This window comes from Bacillus sp. LH1, from assembly GCF_057924895.1.
This window is the reverse complement of sequence record NZ_CM175007.1, coordinates 3,558,738-3,577,400: the sequence shown is the minus strand read 5'-3', so window position 1 is coordinate 3,577,400 and position 18,663 is coordinate 3,558,738. Positions and strand designations below refer to the sequence as shown.

20 protein-coding genes and 1 pseudogene are annotated in these 18,663 nt (G+C 35.6%); 15 read left to right on the top strand and 6 right to left on the bottom strand.

Annotated elements, in window-relative coordinates:
• The first annotated feature begins 135 nt into the window (after window positions 1-135).
• On the top strand, window positions 136-1,035 hold the full coding sequence (gene alsR / locus ACX9TM_RS18460; RefSeq protein WP_000423234.1) for an acetoin biosynthesis transcriptional regulator AlsR: 900 nt from the start codon (window positions 136-138) through the stop codon (window positions 1,033-1,035).
• 93 nt (window positions 1,036-1,128) lie between these two features.
• On the opposite strand, the gene ACX9TM_RS18455 is transcribed toward alsR, so the two are convergent.
• Window positions 1,129-1,728: a hypothetical protein gene (locus tag ACX9TM_RS18455; protein ID WP_001220617.1), complete on the bottom strand. Its 600-nt coding sequence runs from the start codon at window positions 1,726-1,728 to the stop codon at window positions 1,129-1,131.
• A gap of 169 nt (window positions 1,729-1,897) precedes the next feature.
• On the opposite strand from ACX9TM_RS18455, the gene ACX9TM_RS18450 reads away from it, so the two are divergent.
• The 3 genes from ACX9TM_RS18450 (at window position 1,898) to ACX9TM_RS18440 (ending at window position 4,412) form a co-directional block, all read left to right on the top strand.
• A complete protein-coding gene (locus ACX9TM_RS18450; protein WP_000050617.1) occupies window positions 1,898-2,473 on the top strand; it encodes an ABC transporter permease in 576 nt (191 codons plus the stop codon).
• A gap of 90 nt (window positions 2,474-2,563) precedes the next feature.
• Window positions 2,564-3,475, top strand: coding sequence for an ABC transporter ATP-binding protein (locus ACX9TM_RS18445; RefSeq protein ID WP_000180622.1), 912 nt, complete (start codon window positions 2,564-2,566; stop codon window positions 3,473-3,475).
• A complete protein-coding gene (locus tag ACX9TM_RS18440; protein ID WP_000482759.1) occupies window positions 3,468-4,412 on the top strand; it encodes an ABC transporter permease in 945 nt (314 codons plus the stop codon). Before ACX9TM_RS18445 ends, ACX9TM_RS18440 begins: the two co-directional genes overlap by 8 nt.
• A gap of 47 nt (window positions 4,413-4,459) precedes the next feature.
• On the opposite strand, the gene ACX9TM_RS18435 is transcribed toward ACX9TM_RS18440, so the two are convergent.
• Window positions 4,460-5,605 (bottom strand): M20 peptidase aminoacylase family protein, encoded by a 1,146-nt coding sequence (locus tag ACX9TM_RS18435; RefSeq protein WP_000253675.1) that lies wholly within the window; start codon window positions 5,603-5,605, stop codon window positions 4,460-4,462.
• Window positions 5,606-5,744: 139 nt separating this feature from the next.
• Complete coding sequence (locus tag ACX9TM_RS18430; protein ID WP_000947043.1) at window positions 5,745-6,653, bottom strand: EamA family transporter; 909 nt, start codon at window positions 6,651-6,653, stop codon at window positions 5,745-5,747.
• 322 nt (window positions 6,654-6,975) lie between these two features.
• Here ACX9TM_RS18430 and ACX9TM_RS18425 point away from each other — a divergent pair.
• The 3 genes and pseudogenes from ACX9TM_RS18425 to ACX9TM_RS18415 all read left to right on the top strand — a co-directional run bounded on the left by ACX9TM_RS18425 (window position 6,976) and on the right by ACX9TM_RS18415 (window position 8,445).
• A pseudogene (locus ACX9TM_RS18425) lies at window positions 6,976-7,124 on the top strand (peptidase T).
• Window positions 7,125-7,140: 16 nt separating this feature from the next.
• Window positions 7,141-7,848, top strand: coding sequence for a cytochrome c-type biogenesis protein CcdA (ccdA, locus tag ACX9TM_RS18420; RefSeq protein WP_001152676.1), 708 nt, complete (start codon window positions 7,141-7,143; stop codon window positions 7,846-7,848).
• Window positions 7,849-7,938: 90 nt separating this feature from the next.
• Complete coding sequence (locus tag ACX9TM_RS18415) at window positions 7,939-8,445, top strand: CcdC family protein (protein WP_001028439.1); 507 nt, start codon at window positions 7,939-7,941, stop codon at window positions 8,443-8,445.
• A 70-nt stretch (window positions 8,446-8,515) separates the two neighbouring features.
• On the opposite strand, the gene ACX9TM_RS18410 is transcribed toward ACX9TM_RS18415, so the two are convergent.
• Together ACX9TM_RS18410 and ACX9TM_RS18405 are read right to left on the bottom strand one after the other, a co-directional pair.
• Window positions 8,516-8,947, bottom strand: coding sequence for a DUF2621 domain-containing protein (locus ACX9TM_RS18410; RefSeq protein ID WP_000889373.1), 432 nt, complete (start codon window positions 8,945-8,947; stop codon window positions 8,516-8,518).
• 103 nt (window positions 8,948-9,050) lie between these two features.
• Entirely contained in the window at window positions 9,051-9,347 is a 297-nt protein-coding gene (locus ACX9TM_RS18405; protein ID WP_000262401.1) for a hypothetical protein, read from the bottom strand.
• A gap of 245 nt (window positions 9,348-9,592) precedes the next feature.
• On the opposite strand from ACX9TM_RS18405, the gene ACX9TM_RS18400 reads away from it, so the two are divergent.
• Together ACX9TM_RS18400 and ACX9TM_RS18395 are read left to right on the top strand one after the other, a co-directional pair.
• Window positions 9,593-10,180: an AAA family ATPase gene (locus ACX9TM_RS18400; protein ID WP_002041639.1), complete on the top strand. Its 588-nt coding sequence runs from the start codon at window positions 9,593-9,595 to the stop codon at window positions 10,178-10,180.
• Window positions 10,177-10,749: a DJ-1/PfpI family protein gene (locus tag ACX9TM_RS18395; RefSeq protein WP_000722200.1), complete on the top strand. Its 573-nt coding sequence runs from the start codon at window positions 10,177-10,179 to the stop codon at window positions 10,747-10,749. The genes ACX9TM_RS18400 and ACX9TM_RS18395 overlap by 4 nt, the downstream gene beginning before the upstream one ends.
• Before the next feature lie 3 nt (window positions 10,750-10,752).
• Here the strand turns inward: ACX9TM_RS18395 and ACX9TM_RS18390 are convergent, their stop codons facing one another.
• The gene (locus ACX9TM_RS18390; RefSeq protein ID WP_065381906.1) at window positions 10,753-11,703 is read right to left on the bottom strand and encodes a class I SAM-dependent methyltransferase; all 951 of its coding nucleotides are present in this window, start codon (window positions 11,701-11,703) and stop codon (window positions 10,753-10,755) included.
• Between the two features lie 196 nt (window positions 11,704-11,899).
• Here ACX9TM_RS18390 and hutP point away from each other — a divergent pair, with 196 nt between their 5' ends.
• From hutP to ACX9TM_RS18360, 6 genes are all read left to right on the top strand, one after another.
• Window positions 11,900-12,340 (top strand): histidine utilization transcription antiterminator HutP, encoded by a 441-nt coding sequence (gene hutP / locus ACX9TM_RS18385; protein ID WP_000926516.1) that lies wholly within the window; start codon window positions 11,900-11,902, stop codon window positions 12,338-12,340.
• A 103-nt stretch (window positions 12,341-12,443) separates the two neighbouring features.
• The gene (gene hutH, locus ACX9TM_RS18380) at window positions 12,444-13,961 is read left to right on the top strand and encodes a histidine ammonia-lyase (protein ID WP_000631874.1); all 1,518 of its coding nucleotides are present in this window, start codon (window positions 12,444-12,446) and stop codon (window positions 13,959-13,961) included.
• A gap of 23 nt (window positions 13,962-13,984) precedes the next feature.
• On the top strand, window positions 13,985-15,643 hold the full coding sequence (hutU, locus tag ACX9TM_RS18375) for a urocanate hydratase (protein WP_000416944.1): 1,659 nt from the start codon (window positions 13,985-13,987) through the stop codon (window positions 15,641-15,643).
• A 12-nt stretch (window positions 15,644-15,655) separates the two neighbouring features.
• Window positions 15,656-16,927: an imidazolonepropionase gene (gene hutI, locus ACX9TM_RS18370; RefSeq protein ID WP_000887531.1), complete on the top strand. Its 1,272-nt coding sequence runs from the start codon at window positions 15,656-15,658 to the stop codon at window positions 16,925-16,927.
• Window positions 16,906-17,877 carry a formimidoylglutamase gene (gene hutG, locus ACX9TM_RS18365; protein WP_000399838.1) on the top strand — a complete coding sequence of 324 codons (972 nt, stop codon included), beginning with the start codon at window positions 16,906-16,908 and terminating at the stop codon, window positions 17,875-17,877. Before hutI ends, hutG begins: the two co-directional genes overlap by 22 nt.
• A 260-nt stretch (window positions 17,878-18,137) precedes the next feature.
• Window positions 18,138-18,599 carry a CarD family transcriptional regulator gene (locus ACX9TM_RS18360; RefSeq protein ID WP_170317877.1) on the top strand — a complete coding sequence of 154 codons (462 nt, stop codon included), beginning with the start codon at window positions 18,138-18,140 and terminating at the stop codon, window positions 18,597-18,599.
• The last annotated feature ends 64 nt before the right edge of the window (window positions 18,600-18,663 follow it).

The following is an 18,663-nucleotide window of genomic DNA, read 5'->3' as shown; positions in this document are numbered from 1 at the left end:
TTTTTTTACATAAAAATTGTAAAAAAGAATTAACAATTTCTACTATACGTTCATTCAAAATATTTGTCTAATATATAAATTATATGTTATTAATATATTAGACATATTAATCGAAAGTGAAAAGGGTGTCCAAAAATGGAATTACGGCATTTGCAATATTTTGTTGTTGTGGCAGAAGAGTTACACTTTGGACGGGCAGCTGCTCGTTTACAAATGACACAACCACCACTTAGTCAACAAATACAGCAATTAGAAAAAGAAATGGGAGTTACATTATTTTCAAGAACGAAAAGAAAGGTTGAACTAACAGAAGCAGGAGAAATGTTTTTAAAAGAAGTAAAAAAAGCGTTTGAACAAATTGAAAAAGCAGTAGAAGTTGCACAAAGTGCGCAAAGGGGAGAAGTAGGATCACTTTCAATTGGTTTTGTAGGTGCGGCGATATATGATATTTTACCATCAATTGTTAGGGAATATAGAAAGAAATTTCCGAGAGTGTCTGTTGCATTACATGAATTGTCAACACCAGATCAAGTTCATGCACTTCATGATAATCGTATTGATATTGGCTTTTTACGTCCACCCATTCCAACACAATTATTAGAATTAGAGCCAATTCAAAGGTTATCTTGTACCTTATGTTTACCAAAGGCACATCCACTTGCAGAGAAAGATGAAATACATATAGAAGATTTACGAGATGAGCCGTTTGTATTTATTACGAGACCAGTATGGCCAGCTTTGTATGATACAATTTTATCTCTTTGCAGAGAAGTTGGATTTAGTCCACGTATTGTACAAGAAGCAACAGAGTATCAAACAGTTATGGGGCTTGTAGCGGCAGGGATTGGAATTACAGTAATACCCGTATCGGCAAATAAGTTATATAAAACAGAAGTTGTATATAAAGAATTATATGATTCTAATTTTGTGGCAGAAATGTCAGTGGCTTACAAAAAAATGAATAGTAATCCAGAGTTGCTAGAGTTTTTAAAAATTGCAAGAGAGAAGAAAAGAATAGAAGTAGAAGATGAGTAATAGTAGTAACAGAAAATGAAGTTAATTCAGATTTATAAAAGTACACCTTGTTAAACAATAAAGCGGAAGTGCAACTTAAGTTGCATTTCCGCTTTATTGTTCTTTTTTTAGCTCGATACTAAATAGATAAACGTGTTCATTTTCTTTTAAGAGTAGATCAATACCTTTGTCTTCGTCAATTGTAGGGACGCTTACAGTTTCTTTACTTGTTTGGATTACAGCAGCTAAAATTGTTTTTTGATTGTATTTTAAATTTTTTATAGATTGGATTGTAGTAGTTGCGGAGCTATTTACGCTTGGTGGTGCTTCTTCATGAACAAGCGTTGAAGCACCTTCAATATTCATATACCACTGCCTTTTTTCTTGTATATCTTTATCGAATTGGAAATGTGGTGGTAAAAAAGAAAGCTTTACTTTCTTTTTTGAAAAATGTGAGGTAGCTATATTAGCAATTTCTTTTGTTTTTTTACCATTGTTATAATAATCAATTGTAGCATTTATTTCATCTTTATCATTTTTAAGCGTAACGTTATAAAACATGCTATTTCCTTCTTGAAAAGGAGTCATTTGTAAAATAGAAGCTTGCTCTTTTGTTAATTTGTATGGCTCAACAATGGCAACTTCATTGTTTTTTATTTGGCTACAACTTGTGAGTAATAATAAAAACAAGATTGATAGTAATTTTATACGCATGCAATCTCCTCCTTTTTACAATTATATTCTAAATGTGATTTTTTATCATTTCGTTTTCTAGGACTAAAGACTTAGAAGAAATTCCGATTGTAGTGCGATGTTTAAAATGTCATATTTTTATACACTAGTAGTATAGAATGCGTATGTAATAAGGTAGGGGAAGAATTTTATGTCTTTATGTCGGTTAGCGAGAAAAAATATTAGAACATTTGCTACCAAAAGGATGAAGCAATTTATGTGGATTGCTATGAGTATTATGATTTTGTTTTTTATGATATCGTTACAATTTAATGAAGGAGCTATTTTGAAAGTAGGGGATGCATTTGTATTTCAAATGTATTTTTACACACTGTTTATTGTACTAATTTTCATATGTATTTTTACTACATATAAAATGATGTACTCCCTTTTGCTAGTGAGGAGAGAGGAGTTTACATCTTATGTAGCAGAAAATATAAAAAGAAAAGAAGTGCTATGTTTATTATGTCAGGAGCAATTATTCATTTATGGAGCAGCGTTTGTTTTTGGATTAGTTAATGGGATGTTATTTTTAAAATTATTTACGATTATCTTTATAAGAATAGCAGGAATACAAGGGATAAATAGTGCACCGATTACAATATATGCAATAGTAGTAGTGAGTATAATTATGATTGTTATCCTTCTATTATCGATGGTGCAATGTTTTCGATTTGTTCAAAGTTTACAAGATAAAAATTCGTTGCATTTCAAGAAAAAGGCATGAGAAATCATGCCTTTTTCCATTTTACACATAAAAATAATCATGTTACAGTGAAAGGACCTGACAAAGAATGGGAAGGAAAGGTTGTATAGAATGACAAATGAACAATCAATTGTAAAAGTCGATCGGTTAACGAAGCGAATCGGATCAAAGACACTTGTACAAAATATTAGTTTTGAAGTGAAAAAAGGCGAGGTTGTCGGTTTACTCGGACCAAACGGTGCTGGAAAAACGACTTTAATGAGAATGATGGTTGGTATGATCCGTATGACAGAAGGTGAAGTATGGATTGATGGTCAATCTGTGAAACAGCAATTCGAAAAAACAGCTGCGAAAATTGGAGCGGTAATTGAGACACCTGAATTTTATCCTTTTTTGAGCGGCTATGAAAATTTAACATATTTCGGACGAATGAATGGTAATGTGACCGAAGAACGTATCGATGAAGTAGTGAAATTGTTAGGGATGGGACAAGTAATTGATCGCAAAGTAAAAGCGTATTCACTCGGCATGAGACAACGTTTAGGAATCGCTCAGGCACTTATTCACGATCCAGACGTGTTGATACTAGATGAACCGACAAATGGATTAGACCCTAGTGGAATACATGAAATGAGAATGTACATAAAAAAAATTGCACATGAACAAGGAAAAGCTGTACTTGTATCAAGTCACTTACTTTCAGAAGTTGAATTAATGTGTGACAGAGTTATCATTATTCAGCACGGGGAATATGTGGCTACGCAAAATATTCAGCATAGCCAAAGCGAAGAGATGGAGACGATCCGTATACGTGTAGATGATGCGAATAAAGCAGCAGAAATATTAGGGCATGATGTTTTAGTAAAAGATAATGAATTACTTATTAATGTAAAAGATGAAGAAATCCCAAATGTTATTCGTACATTGCTTGAGAAAAATATTCAAGTGTATCGTGTATATGAAGAAAGAAAAACGTTAGAAGAGCAATTTTTAGAATTAACAGGGGGAAAAGATATTGTTTAATTTAGTATATAACGAACTGTATAAAATATTTAAGCGGAAGCGAACGATTATTCCATTTGCAGTTATTGCAGTATTAATAATCGGATTAGGATGGGTTACGGTAAAGTATTTTGAACCGGAAACAAAAGGATGGAAAGTAGATTATACAGAACGAACTGTAGAAATTGAGAAAAAGCTTGGCATGAAAAAAGAAGCTATTTTAGCAGAAAAATCAGGGGATGAGCTTGTAAAAGAATACCAGCTTAAGATGAAGCATTTAGATACGGATACAGCACCGGCAAGCAGTTCTCCACTTTCTTTCATGAGAGATACAGGTTTTATCGTATTTCCAATTTTGCTCCCATTTATCCTCGTGTATGCAAGTACAATTTTTGCGAATGAATATAGCTGGGGAACATATAAATTTTTAACGATACGACCAGCGAGTCGCTTTAAAATTTTAACAGCAAAATTTTTAGCAATCGTTATATTTGCAGCTTTATTATTTATATTTAATATGATCTTCTCCGCTTTATGTGGACTTGTTATTTATAAATTCCAACAGCCTGCATGGAGTGAGTTTATTTTCCAAGATGGAAATATAATAAAACAAAACATTTTTGTAGAAGCAAGTAAATATTATGTTTTATCGTGGTTACCAACGGTTGTGTACGCATCGTTTGCATTTATGATTTCTGTGTTAACGAGATCTAGTGGAGGTGCAATTGGTATTTCACTATTCCTTGCTTTATCAGGCAATATTGCGTTATTAGCAGCCACTAGATATAACTGGGCGAAATATTTATTGCCGGCAAACACAGATTTATATAGTATTTCAAAGAACGGAAGTTTTATTGATGGAGTAACATTCCCGTTTGCATCATGTATGTTGCTACTTTATTTGTTCGTATTTTTATGTATTTCATATACTGTGTTTTTAAAACGTGATTTAACTTAATAAGAAAAGCCGTTCAGGGTGCTGAGATGCACTTTGAACGGCTTTTTTTATGAGAATTGTTTAAGTGCTCTTTCGGCTAGTAAAGCAAAGTATTCTGCACTTATAGGCAGTGCCTCTTCATTAATTGTAAAAGCAGGATGATGCCATTCATGTGTACCGCTCGTTCCCATAAAGACGAATGAACCTGGTATTTCCTGTTGGTAAAATGAGAAATCTTCTCCAGCCATTGATAGACTAGGCGAGATGATATTAAGATTCATCTTTGTGGCAACTTGAGTAGATAAGTCTGTAAGAGCTTTATCGTTGTGAACAGCAGGAGGACCTGAATAAAAACGGAATTTCGTTTTTACACCTAATGCATCAGATACACCTTTAATAATACGCTCCATGAGTGCTGGAATCTTTTCACGTGTTTCAGCTTGGAACGTGCGAATCGTTCCTTCTAACGTAGCTTTTTCAGGAATTACGTTCCACGTATTTCCTGCGTGAATATTTGTAACACTAACAACCGCATTATGAGATGAACTTATATTTCGGCTTACAATTGTTTGCAGTGCCATCACAATTTGAGAGGATGCGACAATAGGATCTACGCCAGCATCTGGTACAGCCGCGTGTGTACCAACTCCGTGAATTTCAATTTCAAATCGATCAACTCCAGCCATCAGTGGACCATCTTTAATGCCAATTGTACCTACTGGTAAATCAGGTTTATTATGCATGCCGAAAATCGCTTGCACATTACGTAAATGTCCAGCATCAATAACTTTGCAAGCGCCATTACTACTTTCTTCAGCTGGTTGGAATATGAAGCGAACCGTTCCATTTAGGGAAGATTCTCTTTCTTTTAATAAGAAAGCAGTACCTAAAATGGCAGCTGTATGAAAATCGTGTCCACAAGCATGCATTTTTCCTCGTACTTTAGATGCATAGGACAAATGTGTTTCTTCTTGAATAGGAAGGGCATCAATATCAGCACGAACTGCTACAATTGGCCCGTTTTTATTACCAGACACTTCAGCGATAATTCCTGTTTCTAAATTGGAGTCAATGATAGTAATGTTTTTTTCTTCTAACCAATTTTTTATTGCTTTTGTTGTTTCGAACTCTTCATATGATAGTTCTGGATACTCATGTAAATGTCGACGGATGGAAATAAGTTTTTCTTTTAGTTGATTTGAAATAGATACCATGTAGTATGCCTTCTTTCTTCAGCAAAATATTTATCATAAGTATACAACAATAAAAGAGAGGATTCTCAAATGAAAATCCTCTCTCGTTTATCCCGTATTAATGGGCAGTCCGATTGGTTCAACTAATTAAAGTTTCGCTTTATGCTGCGACTTTTTTATGCGTATGATGTTTACGATAACGTCCACGCATTGCGTATGCAATTTGCGGGATTGCAATCCCGATTAAAATAAGTGATACACCGAACCATTGTGAAGATAGTACAGCCTCTTTTAAAACGAATACGGACATAATTGTTGTAACTGGTAGTTCCGCTGCACCAAGAATAGTTGCTAAGCCAGAACCGATTTTTGGAATACCGATTGTAAAGGCAATAGATGGAATTACGATACTAAATGTTCCTAATCCTAAACCGTATTTCCAAAGACCTTGAGAAATGGCACCATTAAAAATAAATGTTGGTGGGAATACAATCATGACTAAAGTTAAAGCACCAGTCATTAAGAGAACACCGCGCGGTAATGAAGGTACTTCAACAGCAACTTTTCCGCTCACGAAAATGTATGTTGCGAATGTAACAGCAGATAATAAACCTAAAATGATCCCAGTCGTATCGAAAGCACCTGCTGATTGTTCAAGTAAACCACTTGATAAAAATGTCCCTACAAGTAAGAAAATAACAGAAATAACTTTTTCTCTTGAAGGTAATGTTTTTGTTGCGACTGCTTCAATGATAATTCCGACCCAAACAAATTGGAATAAAAGAATAATTGCAATAGAAGCTGGTACAGTTTTTAATGAAGCATAATAAAAAATTCCGGTAAAACTTGCAGATGTTCCTGCAACGAATAAAAGTAATGCTTGCTTTAAAGGAACGCGATGTCTAGAAAATAGAAGTGTAATAGCAAGCAAAATAATCCAACCGAACAAATATTGGCTGCCAATTACCTCTCCAAGTGAAAATCCTTCTGCATATGCAAGCTTAACAAAAATAGCTAAAATTCCATAACTACACGCTCCTAATAAAACTAAAAGAGAATAACGAAGCATGAAAAATTCCTCCCATCTATATGAAGTTGTTCCGTATCGAAAATATATAACTAGAGGGAAGTATACAAAATTAGAAATAAAGGGTCAAATGAAAGAAAAGTATGACATTTTATAGAATAATAATAAAAGTATGATATTTATGCATAATCTTGAAATTATTAATAGTAGAAGTATTATAAAATCAACTTTGCATTGTATAGAGCCAGCATTTGAAAAAAATATTTTTTAAACCAATATGTATATAGACGTACTAGTAACGTGCTAATTATTTGAGAAACTATGTTACCTTTGTTATGGTAATGACAATTAAAGGAGTTTCATAATCCATTTGAGTTTTTTCTATATAATAGAAGGAAATGAAAACGTTTTATTAGAAACTGTGAGGAAGTACTTTTTTCTTATTGCCACGTTGTAAAAGTGATTTCACGAATTGTTCATAGTATTTTTATGTGTTTTTGTTACAATATTTAGGGAGAGGAGTGGAATGATGCAAGATATTAGTATTTTTTTAGCGTTTGGCGCCGGGTTCTTATCATTTATTTCCCCATGTTGCTTACCGCTTTATCCGGCATTTTTATCGTACATAACAGGTATGTCGGTTTCTGAATTGAAAGAAGAAAATGCAATGCTTCGCAAAAGAAGTATGATACATACAGCGTTTTTCTTACTTGGATTTTCAATTATATTTATTGCAATTGGATTTGGTACAAGTTTTATTGGAGGAATCTTTACTGACTATAAAGATTTAATCAGACAGTTAGGTGGTATATTTATCATCGTGTTCGGCTTAATTATTGTCGGGGTGTTTAAGCCGAAATTTTTAATGCAAGACCGTAAATTTACATTTAAAAATCGTCCAAGTGGCTATTTTGGATCAGTACTAATTGGATTAGCCTTTGCAGCAGGGTGGACGCCATGTACCGGACCAATTCTAGTGTCGGTAATTGGATTAGCAGCAACAAACCCAGAATCAGCAATGATTTACATGATTGCTTACATACTTGGATTTGCTATCCCGTTTTTCGTACTGTCATTCTTTATTACGAAAATGTCTTGGATTAAAAGAAATAGTATGGCCTTCATGAAAGTCGGAGGATATATTATGATTGTTATGGGGGTCTTCCTATACTTTAACTGGATGACGAAAATTATCGTATATTTCTCAAGTTTATTTGGTGGTTTTACCGGTTTTTAGTATTATTCTGCGAAAATGTTGGAAATACTAACGGAAAAGCATATAATGAAAGTATATTTTGCATATAGCCACAAAAAAGGATGAGAAAATATGAACATAGTTCTTTTATCAAGTATCGTTGCTGTTTGTATGGCTGTCGGTGCGATGTTTATTCGTTTAAAAGCAGCTAAGAAACCTGCAACATTGAAAAAAATTATACTTCCGCCATTTTTTATGAGCACGGGAGCATTGATGTATGTTTTTCCTGAATTTCGATTAACTCCAGCGGAAATGTTAGAAGCAATTGGCGTCGGTTTGTTTTTCTCTATTTTTCTTATTAAAACATCTAAATTTGAAATTAGAGGACAAGAGATTTATTTGAAGCGTTCAAAAGCCTTTGTTTTTATATTAATTGGATTACTTGTCGTGCGGATTGTATTTAAAACATACTTAAGCCAATCTCTTGATTTAGGACAACTTAGTGGCATGTTCTTCTTACTGGCGTTCGCGATGATTGTGTCATGGAGAATTGCCATGTACCGTTCCTTTACGAAATTACAAAAGGAAATGGAAAAAGAAGATGGTTTTTATAATGAAAAAGATATGAAGCTAACTTAAAAACTGTATATGTACCAAATAAAAAGACAGCGTCAAAGGCGCTGTCTTTTTTATCGAAAATAATATGAAGTTACTTTGCGAGTAAAGATCGATAGTTAGAATAATCAATCTTTTTTTCTTGTAGTTTTTTAATTAAAAATTTATGATCACGCTTTGGTGTGGCAATGATATATCCTTTAATAATTAAGTCTTGTGTAATTTGAGAGGCATTTTCTTGTAATGCAAGTTCCCCGATTTTTCCAGCAATCTTTGATTTTGCAACATCGCGAAATAGTTCTGGAACAGGACTTACAAGCTCTTCTAACAATTGTTTTTGTTCGTCAGCCCATAAATGTCTCGTTTTATTTATGTAGTGTTCTTCCCAATCCAAAATGGACATGCCGTCTTCTTTTGGTAAACGTTTTAAAAATTTTCTGAACATAAAGTATCCACCGATAGACATAAGCCCTAATAAAATAACCGTCCATAATACAATGAACCAACTGAACCATCCTTCGAGCAAGCATATCCCCCCTTAATGATAGCGGTTTTCTTTTATTCATATTATATACAGTGAGATTCATAGAAAGCAAGAACGCTTGGTCATTTTGACCAAGCGTTATCATTTAAACAAAGTATAGTTGTTCCACATGTAAATTATTATTATCATCTTCTACATATTCAATGATTAATGTGCCAACTTTACGATCTTTATCTTCAGTTGTGAAAATAGAGTAAGAAGTAAAACGTGTTTTTGATAGGCCGCTTATGTGTGTAGGTAAAGAAATGTAGTCGTTATCGCGGAAGAATTCCATCAGTTCAATATCCTCAAATTCTTTTCGGTCAACTTGTTTGTTTGTATAGCGGCGTTGAAGTTGTTTTAAAGATTCATTCCAAGAAATTGCTTTTGTGTCGTATACCATTGTTCTATCTCCTTACTGTATGTAATTATTAAGAACATACGTTCTAATCTAGTATACTCTTTTTATTAGAAAAGGGAAAGCAAAAAATAATGTAAGCTTGGATTTCCAAGCTTACATTATTGATGCGTCCGTCATAATCTCTATTTTTCATTATAAGTTAGATAAGAATAAGAAACAAGATGATATATATAATGTTGAGAGTTTTCAAGATTCTGTATATTATAGGTGTACTAAAGTGTAAGGGAATGAGAGGTGTGACATACGTAATTTCACTGCAAGGGCCGATGGCTAGCGGAAAAACAACATTAGCAAAAAGGTTAGAAAAGAGAGGGTTTCGAGTTATATATGAAAATCCATATCCAATTGTAGAGAAGCGAAAAAAATTGAATTTAGATATGAATTCAAAAGTAGGGTTTATTATGAATCAAAAAATGTTTATGGAAGCAAAAATAAAGGAGTTTCAAAATGTGAAAGATTCAGTCGTAATTTTTGATCGCGGACCAGAAGACATTGAGTTTTTTACACTCTTTTATCCAACGATTATAGGAGAAGAGTGGGATATAGAAACTGAATTGAAAGATGAATTATATAAATTAAGAGAATGCCGTTCGGATGTGATTTTTTACTTAGATGTTACGAAAAAGAATGTATATGATAGAAAAAATAATGATAGAACAAGAAACAGAAGTACATTTGAGGAGCAATTTAAATTAGCAGAAACTGAAAAAGACTGGTATAAACAATTTCCTGTAACTTATGTGGACACAAATAGATTAACAGTTGACGATTTAGAGGTATATTTTATGGACTGGTTAAAGGAGAGAGGGCTATGAAAAAAATACTTTTATTTGTATACCCAACATTTGCGGAGTTTGAAATAACAGTAGCGACGGCGTTGCTGAAAAATAAATTTGAAATCATTACAGCGGGCTTAACAAAAGAATTGATTATAAGTGAAACAGGTTTGCAAGTGCAACCACATATAGAAGTAAGTGAAGTACGTGTAGATGAGTATGAGGGGGTACTTATTCCAGGTGGAGAAGAAGTACAGTTGAAAGATGCGAAATCTCTTTTTTCAGTCATTCGTCAATTTCACGAACAAGAAAAATTAGTGGCGGCAATTTGTGCTGGACCGTATGCGCTAGCAAAAGCAGGGTTATTTAAAGGGATTTCTTATACTGCGACTATAGATTATCAAAAATTCGATTGTTTTCCAGTAGAAAATTTCGTGTATGAAGAAGTTGTGCAACACTCAAATATCATTACAGCACAAGGGCATGCATTTGTACCATTTGGAATAGCGATTGCCTCTTATTTTGGAGTGGCAGACGAACATAATACAGATTTTTATTGTGGTAAAGGCAATGTAGTAATGGAGAAACTTTTACGAGAAAACGTGTAAAAGCTAGCAAATGCTAGCTTTTTTACACCGATAAATTACTAACGTTTTTGGATCGCGCCATATACCGTTATGGAGCGATAATTCCTTGTTGATTTCTTCTGTTAGCCATTCTTTCATCTCGGCTTGAAGATACATATTATCGGGTATATTTAACGATGGAAACATGCTGGAAATATAGTTTACTATTGGGGTAGCATGATGAAAAACGAGCGCATTATGAATAACTGTTTCTTCAACCGTTGGAAAAGCAGATGCTACTATCTCTTTACCATTTTCTAAACAAAATGGAGAGACTGCTGGTGATGTTTTCGGTAGATCAAATGCGTCAAGCATGTTGTTACACATTTCAACTATACGAGGTAATGAAACTTTAGAATTTGTTGTAGCTAAAAGTGTTCCGCCAGAACGAATGACTTTATAAAAGCCTTGAATTGTTTTTTCAACATCTTTCACATGGTATAACATATGTCTTGCAATTATTAGGTCATAACAATTTGTTTCGAAAGGAAGTTTACTAGCGTCCCCTCGTTTCCATTCTATTAAGTAATTTATTTTAGCAGCTTCAGCAAGCATAGCTTCGGATTGATCAAACCCGGTTAATGGGCCTTTATGACCATTTGTTTGTAAAAGGGAAAGGAATTTTCCACTAGCGCACCCAACCTCTAATATGTTTTCATCCCCTTGAAGGTGTAAATGTTCAATGACGATCTTATCTAAATCTACGTGTTTTTCTTCGTAATGTGTATGTGTGTCGATGCGTGTTTGTAAATGGTTGCTAACGTTATATTGTCGTTTTACATCATTCATTTTGTCACATTCCACCTTTGTGCAAAATTGTTGCATTGCATGTGTTAATACATCTGTTTTCTTTAAACCTTCGTAATGGAGTGCTGATTCAAACCTTTCAAGTAATTTCTCTTCAATTCGAAAATGAATATCTTTTCGTTTTGTCACTGAAATTTCGCCCCTTTGCATCTGTTAGTGAGACTATAGCACGTCTGGAAATTTTGTGTAAATCATTTGTGTACACAAAATTAGGGGGATGAAAAAAATGTTTGAATATGATTTTAAACTATTGACGATTTAACCGTTTTCATATATTCTTAAATTAAGTAATATTCAAATAATTCAAAAGAAATGAGAGAGTCACATGCTTCTTCAAGGAACACATCGAATTGGTCGTATGGCCATGCTGTTGGCACTTGCGGATGAGAATGAAAGTCCTGTATTATCCATTCCAAAAGGTTGGAAGTATTGTACGGGGAAAGTGGGTTCGATGAATTCGCAAAAGGTTGTCGCAGCAATGGAAACAGCGGCTAAAAGCAACCAAGTTATTGAAACAGACGTTTACAGAGAAACACATGCACTTTATCATGCAATTATGGAAGCTTTGTACGGAGTGACGAGAGGTCAAATTCAGTTAGCAGACGTTCTTCGTACAGTAGGACTTCGTTTTGCGATTGTGCGCGGTACACCATACGACGGGAAAAAAGAAGGCGAATGGGTTGCTGTTGCATTATATGGAACGATTGGTGCACCTGTAAAAGGATCTGAGCATGAGGCGATTGGTTTAGGAATTAATCACATATGATTTGCCCATAGTCTATTAGTTAGAAGGGGGCCTTACTTTTTTAGGACAGAAGTCTGTCTTAAAAAGATAAGGTCCCCTTTTGCCTTTTTAAGGAGGAAAAATGATGATTACGTTAACAGGACATACATTGACAGTTGAAGAAATGAAGAGGTTATTACTGGAAGGAGAAGGTGTAACAGCTTGTCCAACTAGTATGCAAAAGGTAGCGGAGTGCCGCGAAGTAGTTGAGAAAATTGTAGAGGACGGAAAAGTCGTTTACGGTATTACAACTGGATTTGGAAAGTTTAGTGATGTGCTTATCCAAAAAGATGATGTAAAGGCACTTCAACATAATTTAATTCAGTCACATGCATGTGGGATAGGTGATCCATTCCCGGAAGAAGTATCGCGCGGAATGTTAATTTTACGAGCGAACACGATGCTTAAAGGAGTATCAGGCGTAAGGCCGCTTGTTGTAAATATGCTTCTTGAGTTTGTAAATCGTAAAATTCATCCAGTCGTTCCGCAACAAGGTTCACTTGGTGCAAGTGGAGATTTAGCACCTTTATCTCATCTTGCGCTCGTATTATTAGGCGAAGGTGAAGTGTTCTATAAAGGGAAACGCGTTCATGCAATGGTTGCTCTTACAGAAGAAGGGCTTGAGCCAATTGAACTTGAAGCGAAAGAAGGTCTTGCGTTAATTAATGGTACGCAGGCGATGACAGCACAAGGAGTTCTTTCTTATATAGAAGCAGAAGCAACGGCGTATCAAGCTGAACTAATTGCTTCGATGACAATTGAAGGGTTACAAGGCATTATTGATGCATTTGATGAAAATGTTCATAAAGCACGTGGCTATAAAGAGCAAGTGGATGTAGCAAGCAGAATTCGTGACATTCTTCATGATAGTAAGTTAACAACAAAACAAGGAGAACTACGTGTACAGGATGCCTATTCACTTCGTTGTATCCCGCAAGTACACGGTGCTTCTTGGCAAGTTTTGAATTATGTGAAAGAAAAATTAGAAATTGAAATGAATGCCGCAACAGATAATCCGCTAATCTTTGATGGCGGGGAAAAAGTAATTTCAGGTGGTAATTTCCATGGTCAACCGATTGCATTTGCGATGGACTTCTTAAAAGTAGGAATGGCGGAACTTGCAAACATTTCAGAGCGTCGTATTGAGCGTTTAGTAAATCCGCAGTTAAACGATTTACCGCCATTTTTAAGTCCAGAACCAGGACTTCAGTCTGGTGCAATGATTATGCAATATGCTGCAGCGTCACTAGTTTCTGAAAATAAAACGTTAGCACATCCAGCGAGTGTTGATTCAATCCCGTCATCAGCTAACCAAGAAGATCACGTAAGTATGGGAACAATCGCTTCACGTCATGCACATCAAATTATTCAAAATGTAAGACGTGTTCTTTCAATTGAAATGATTTGTGCGATGCAAGCGGCAGAATATCGTGGAATTGAAAACATGAGTACAGTGACGAAGAGCTTCTACCATCAAGGGCGTCAGCAAGTACCATCTATTACAAATGATCGCATCTTCTCAACGGATATTGAAAATATTGCACATTGGTTAAAAACGAATTATTCGATAAAAGAAAGATTGGATGTAAACGCAGCACTATAAAATGAGAAAAGGGAGAGATTGAAATGGAAAAAGTACAACAAACAATTCGCGCGCCAAGAGGTACAGAGTTACAAACGAAAGGGTGGGTGCAAGAAGCTGCACTTCGTATGCTAATGAACAATTTAGATCCGGAAGTTGCTGAAAAACCAGAAGAATTAGTTGTGTATGGCGGAATTGGCCGTGCAGCTCGTAACTGGGAAAGCTATCAGGCGATTGTAGATTCATTAAAAACGTTAGAAAGCGATGAAACGTTACTTGTTCAATCAGGAAAACCAGTTGCCATTTTTAAATCACATGAAGATGCACCTCGCGTTCTGTTAGCGAACTCAAACTTAGTACCAAAATGGGCAAACTGGGATCACTTCCGAGAACTAGAGAAAAAAGGTCTTATGATGTACGGACAAATGACAGCTGGTAGCTGGATTTACATTGGAACACAAGGGATTCTACAAGGAACATATGAAACATTTGGTGAAGCAGCTCGTCAACATTTCGACGGTTCATTAAAAGGTACATTAACACTTACTGCTGGTTTAGGTGGTATGGGTGGTGCACAACCTCTTGCTGTAACGATGAACGGCGGTGTTGTCATTGCTATTGATGTTGATAAGCGTAGCATCGATCGTCGTATTGAAAAGAGATATTGTGACATGTATACAGAATCATTAGAAGAAGCATTAACTGTTGCGAACGAGTATAAAGAGAAGAAAGAACCAATTTCAATTGGCTTGCTAGGAAATGCGGCAGAGATTTTACCAGAACTAGTGAAGCGTGATATTACGCCAGATTTAGTTACAGATCAAACATCTGCTCATGATCCATTAAACGGTTATATTCCAGTAGGTTACACATTAGAAGAAGCAGCGAAACTTCGTGAAAAAGATCCAGAACGTTACGTACAATTATCAAAAGAAAGTATGACAAAACATGTGGAAGCGATGCTTGCGATGCAAGAAAAAGGTGCAATTACATTTGATTATGGAAATAACATTCGCCAAGTTGCTTTCGATGAAGGTTTGAAAAATGCTTTCGATTTCCCAGGATTCGTTCCAGCATTTATTCGTCCATTATTCTGTGAAGGAAAAGGGCCATTCCGCTGGGTAGCACTTTCTGGTGATCCAGAAGATATTTATAAAACAGACGAAGTAATTTTACGTGAGTTCGCTGATAATGAACATTTATGTAACTGGATTCGTATGGCACGTCAACAAGTTGAGTTCCAAGGACTTCCATCACGTATTTGTTGGTTAGGTTACGGTGAGCGTGCGAAATTTGGTCGCATCATTAATGAAATGGTTGCAAATGGTGAATTATCAGCACCGATTGTTATTGGTCGTGACCATTTAGATTGCGGATCAGTAGCATCTCCAAACCGTGAAACAGAAGCGATGAAAGACGGTAGTGATGCAGTAGCTGACTGGCCAATTTTAAATGCATTAATTAATAGTGTAAACGGTGCGAGCTGGGTATCTGTTCACCACGGTGGTGGCGTTGGTATGGGTTATTCACTTCACGCTGGAATGGTTATTGTTGCAGATGGAACAGAAGCAGCAGCAAAACGTATTGAGCGCGTATTAACTTCTGACCCTGGTATGGGTGTTGTTCGTCACGTGGATGCTGGATATGACTTAGCTGTGGAAACTGCGAAAGAAAAAGGCGTTAACATTCCAATGATGAAATAAGGAGGAGAAAACATGCTGGACACTTTACTAATAAATATCGGTCAATTACTAACAATGGATCAAGAAGATGGCTTGTTAAGACGAGAAGCGATGAACACGCTTCCTGTTATCGAAAACGGTGCGGTTGGAATTGAAAATGGTGTAATCACTTTCGTTGGAACAGCGGAAGAAGCGAAAGGATTACAAGCGAAAGAAGTTATTGATTGCGGGGGGAAAATGGTTTCTCCTGGTCTTGTTGATCCGCATACCCATCTTGTATTTGGTGGATCTCGTGAAAATGAAATTGCGCTAAAATTACAAGGAGTTCCGTACTTAGAAATTTTAGAACAAGGCGGAGGTATTCTTTCAACTGTAAATGCAACGAAACAGGCGTCGAAAGAAGAACTTGTTCAAAAAGCGAAATTCCATTTAGACCGTATGCTATCTTTCGGCGTTACAACTGTAGAAGCGAAGAGTGGTTACGGATTAGATGATGAGACGGAATGGAAACAATTAGAGGCAACTGCACAATTACAAAAAGAGCATTCAATCGATTTAGTTTCCACATTTTTAGGTGCTCATGCAGTTCCGAAAGAATATAAAGGTAGATCGAAAGAATTTTTACAATGGATGTTAGACCTATTACCAGAAATGAAAGAGAAACAATTGGCGGAATTCGTTGATATTTTCTGTGAAACAGGTGTGTTCTCAGTAGAAGAATCAAAAGAATTTTTATTAAAAGCGAAAGAGCTTGGCTTTGATGTGAAAATTCATGCAGATGAAATCGACCCTCTTGGTGGTGCGGAAGCAGCGGCAGAAATCGGTGCAGCATCAGCAGACCATCTAGTTGGCGCTTCTGATAAAGGGATTGAAATGCTTGCAAACTCGAATACAGTAGCAACATTATTACCAGGAACAACTTTCTATTTAAATAAAGAAAGCTTTGCTCGTGGTCGTAAAATGATTGATGAAGGTGTTGCAGTTGCGTTAGCTACAGACTTTAACCCAGGTAGCTGTCCAACTGAAAATATTCAGCTTATTATGAGCATTGCGATGCTAAAACTGAAAATGACACCAGAAGAAGTTTGGAATGCCGTAACGGTTAACTCATCATATGCCATTAACCGTGGTGATGTAGCTGGGAAAATTAGAGTTGGTCGTAAGGCAGATTTAGTTTTATGGGATGCTTACAATTATGCTTACGTACCGTATCATTACGGCGTAAGTCATGTGAATACAGTATGGAAGAATGGTAATATTGCATATACAAGAGGTGAACAATCGTGGAGCACGGCCACTATTTAAAGAAAAACGCAAAGTTTATTGATCGTGAAGTGACAAAATGGAGTGAGATGATTAAAGATTGGGAGGAAGGTGTAGAAATATTCGGTGCTGCCTTAATTGGAGCACCCCTTTCTAAACCATCTATTAGTCATTCAGGAGCGAGTTTTGCTCCAAAGACAATTCGTGCGATGTTAGATGCATACAGCACATATGCAATTACAGAAGAACACGATATGAAAGAAAGTGTCTTATATGATTGCGGCGATATTACGATGCATGTGACGGATATAAAAGAAAGTCATAACCGAATTGCGAAAACAGTTGGTCATGTAACGAAAGTAAATCCGAACATGATACCAATCGTTCTTGGTGGTGACCACTCGATTAGTTTTCCGAGTATAACAGGCTTTGCAAACAGTAAAGGAAAGGTCGGGATTATTCAATTTGATGCTCATCATGATTTACGTAATTTAGATGATGGAGGCCCGTCAAATGGTACACCATTCCGTAGTTTACTAGAAAATGATGTCATTACAGGGAAACAACTTGTTCAAATTGGAATTCGTAATTTTTCTAATGCACGTGCGTACCATGAATATGCAATAGAGCATGGTGTAACAGTGTATACAATGAAAGACGTACGAGAGCGAGAAATAAAAGATATTATCACGGAAAGTATTGAATTATTAAGAAATCAAGGTGTGACTTCTATTTATATTTCTCTTGATATGGATGTGCTAGACCAAGCGTTTGCACCAGGTTGTCCAGCAATTGGGCCTGGTGGAATGGATAGTACGACTTTACTAGATGCGATTGAATTCCTTGGTAAAGAACCGCTCGTTCAAGGGATGGATATAGTAGAGATTGATCCAACTCTTGATTTCAGAGATATGACGAGTAGAGTAGCAGCGCAAGTGATTATGAGTTTTCTTTTAGCGAGGGAAACGGTTAGTAAGCAAGTTAGTATATAGACGGAAAAGTAGATCTTTATTTATGCCTTAACAAAAACACATCACTACTTAAATGTAGTGATGTGTTTTTGTATTAAAAGAGAATGAATGTGTGTGGAACCGTTAATGGAATTGCGATTTTTATAGTTTATTGTGTAAATTTAATTTCTTGCTTCTGAAGTGTTGACGTGTAAAATAATTTTATGATAAAATAAAAATTTTGCTAAAAAACTAAAAGTATGTTAAGCTTGAGAAGGTTACCATATATGGAGGTGGATTATTTGTTTCAAATTGGCGATAACATTGTTTATCCAATGCAGGGAGCAGGTATAATTAAAGCCATAGAAGAGAAGGAAATCTCAGGAGAAAAACAACAGTATTATGTTATAAAAATGTCAGCTAGTAATATGGAACTAATGATTCCAGCAGGGAGAATATTGAATTCGAATATACGTCCAGTTACGGATATAACCGCATTAGCACACATAATGGATATTTTTCAACATGGGGAATCAGATAGATTACTTACGTGGAAACAAAGGTATAAATTGAACACTGATAAAATAAAGACGGGTAAAATGCAAGAAGGTGCTGAAGTTGTGCGTGATTTAATGCGTATACAGAAAGAAAAAGCACTTAATGCAAGCGAAAAGAAGATGTTAGATAACGCATATGAATTTTTGATTAGTGAACTGGGATTAATTGAAGGTATCACAGAAAATCAGATAAAAAGCTTTTGTTAAGGTTCATTACAAATAATGTATTATATCCCAAAAAAGATCTTGAATTTTTTGGGAACATAATTAT

Excerpts from the sequence above, each read along its gene's own strand:
- alsR (WP_000423234.1), top strand. The coding sequence starts at position 136 with ATGGAATTACGGCATTTGCAATATTTTGTTGTTGTGGCAGAAGAGTTA.
- ACX9TM_RS18455 (WP_001220617.1), bottom strand. The coding sequence starts at position 1,728 with ATGCGTATAAAATTACTATCAATCTTGTTTTTATTATTACTCACAAGT.
- ACX9TM_RS18450 (WP_000050617.1), top strand. The coding sequence starts at position 1,898 with ATGTCTTTATGTCGGTTAGCGAGAAAAAATATTAGAACATTTGCTACC.
- ACX9TM_RS18445 (WP_000180622.1), top strand. The coding sequence starts at position 2,564 with ATGACAAATGAACAATCAATTGTAAAAGTCGATCGGTTAACGAAGCGA.
- ACX9TM_RS18435 (WP_000253675.1), bottom strand. The coding sequence starts at position 5,605 with ATGGTATCTATTTCAAATCAACTAAAAGAAAAACTTATTTCCATCCGT.
- ACX9TM_RS18430 (WP_000947043.1), bottom strand. The coding sequence starts at position 6,653 with ATGCTTCGTTATTCTCTTTTAGTTTTATTAGGAGCGTGTAGTTATGGA.
- ccdA (WP_001152676.1), top strand. The coding sequence starts at position 7,141 with ATGCAAGATATTAGTATTTTTTTAGCGTTTGGCGCCGGGTTCTTATCA.
- ACX9TM_RS18415 (WP_001028439.1), top strand. The coding sequence starts at position 7,939 with ATGAACATAGTTCTTTTATCAAGTATCGTTGCTGTTTGTATGGCTGTC.
- ACX9TM_RS18405 (WP_000262401.1), bottom strand. The coding sequence starts at position 9,347 with ATGGTATACGACACAAAAGCAATTTCTTGGAATGAATCTTTAAAACAA.
- ACX9TM_RS18400 (WP_002041639.1), top strand. The coding sequence starts at position 9,593 with ATGAGAGGTGTGACATACGTAATTTCACTGCAAGGGCCGATGGCTAGC.
- ACX9TM_RS18395 (WP_000722200.1), top strand. The coding sequence starts at position 10,177 with ATGAAAAAAATACTTTTATTTGTATACCCAACATTTGCGGAGTTTGAA.
- hutP (WP_000926516.1), top strand. The coding sequence starts at position 11,900 with ATGCTTCTTCAAGGAACACATCGAATTGGTCGTATGGCCATGCTGTTG.
- hutH (WP_000631874.1), top strand. The coding sequence starts at position 12,444 with ATGATTACGTTAACAGGACATACATTGACAGTTGAAGAAATGAAGAGG.
- hutU (WP_000416944.1), top strand. The coding sequence starts at position 13,985 with ATGGAAAAAGTACAACAAACAATTCGCGCGCCAAGAGGTACAGAGTTA.
- hutI (WP_000887531.1), top strand. The coding sequence starts at position 15,656 with ATGCTGGACACTTTACTAATAAATATCGGTCAATTACTAACAATGGAT.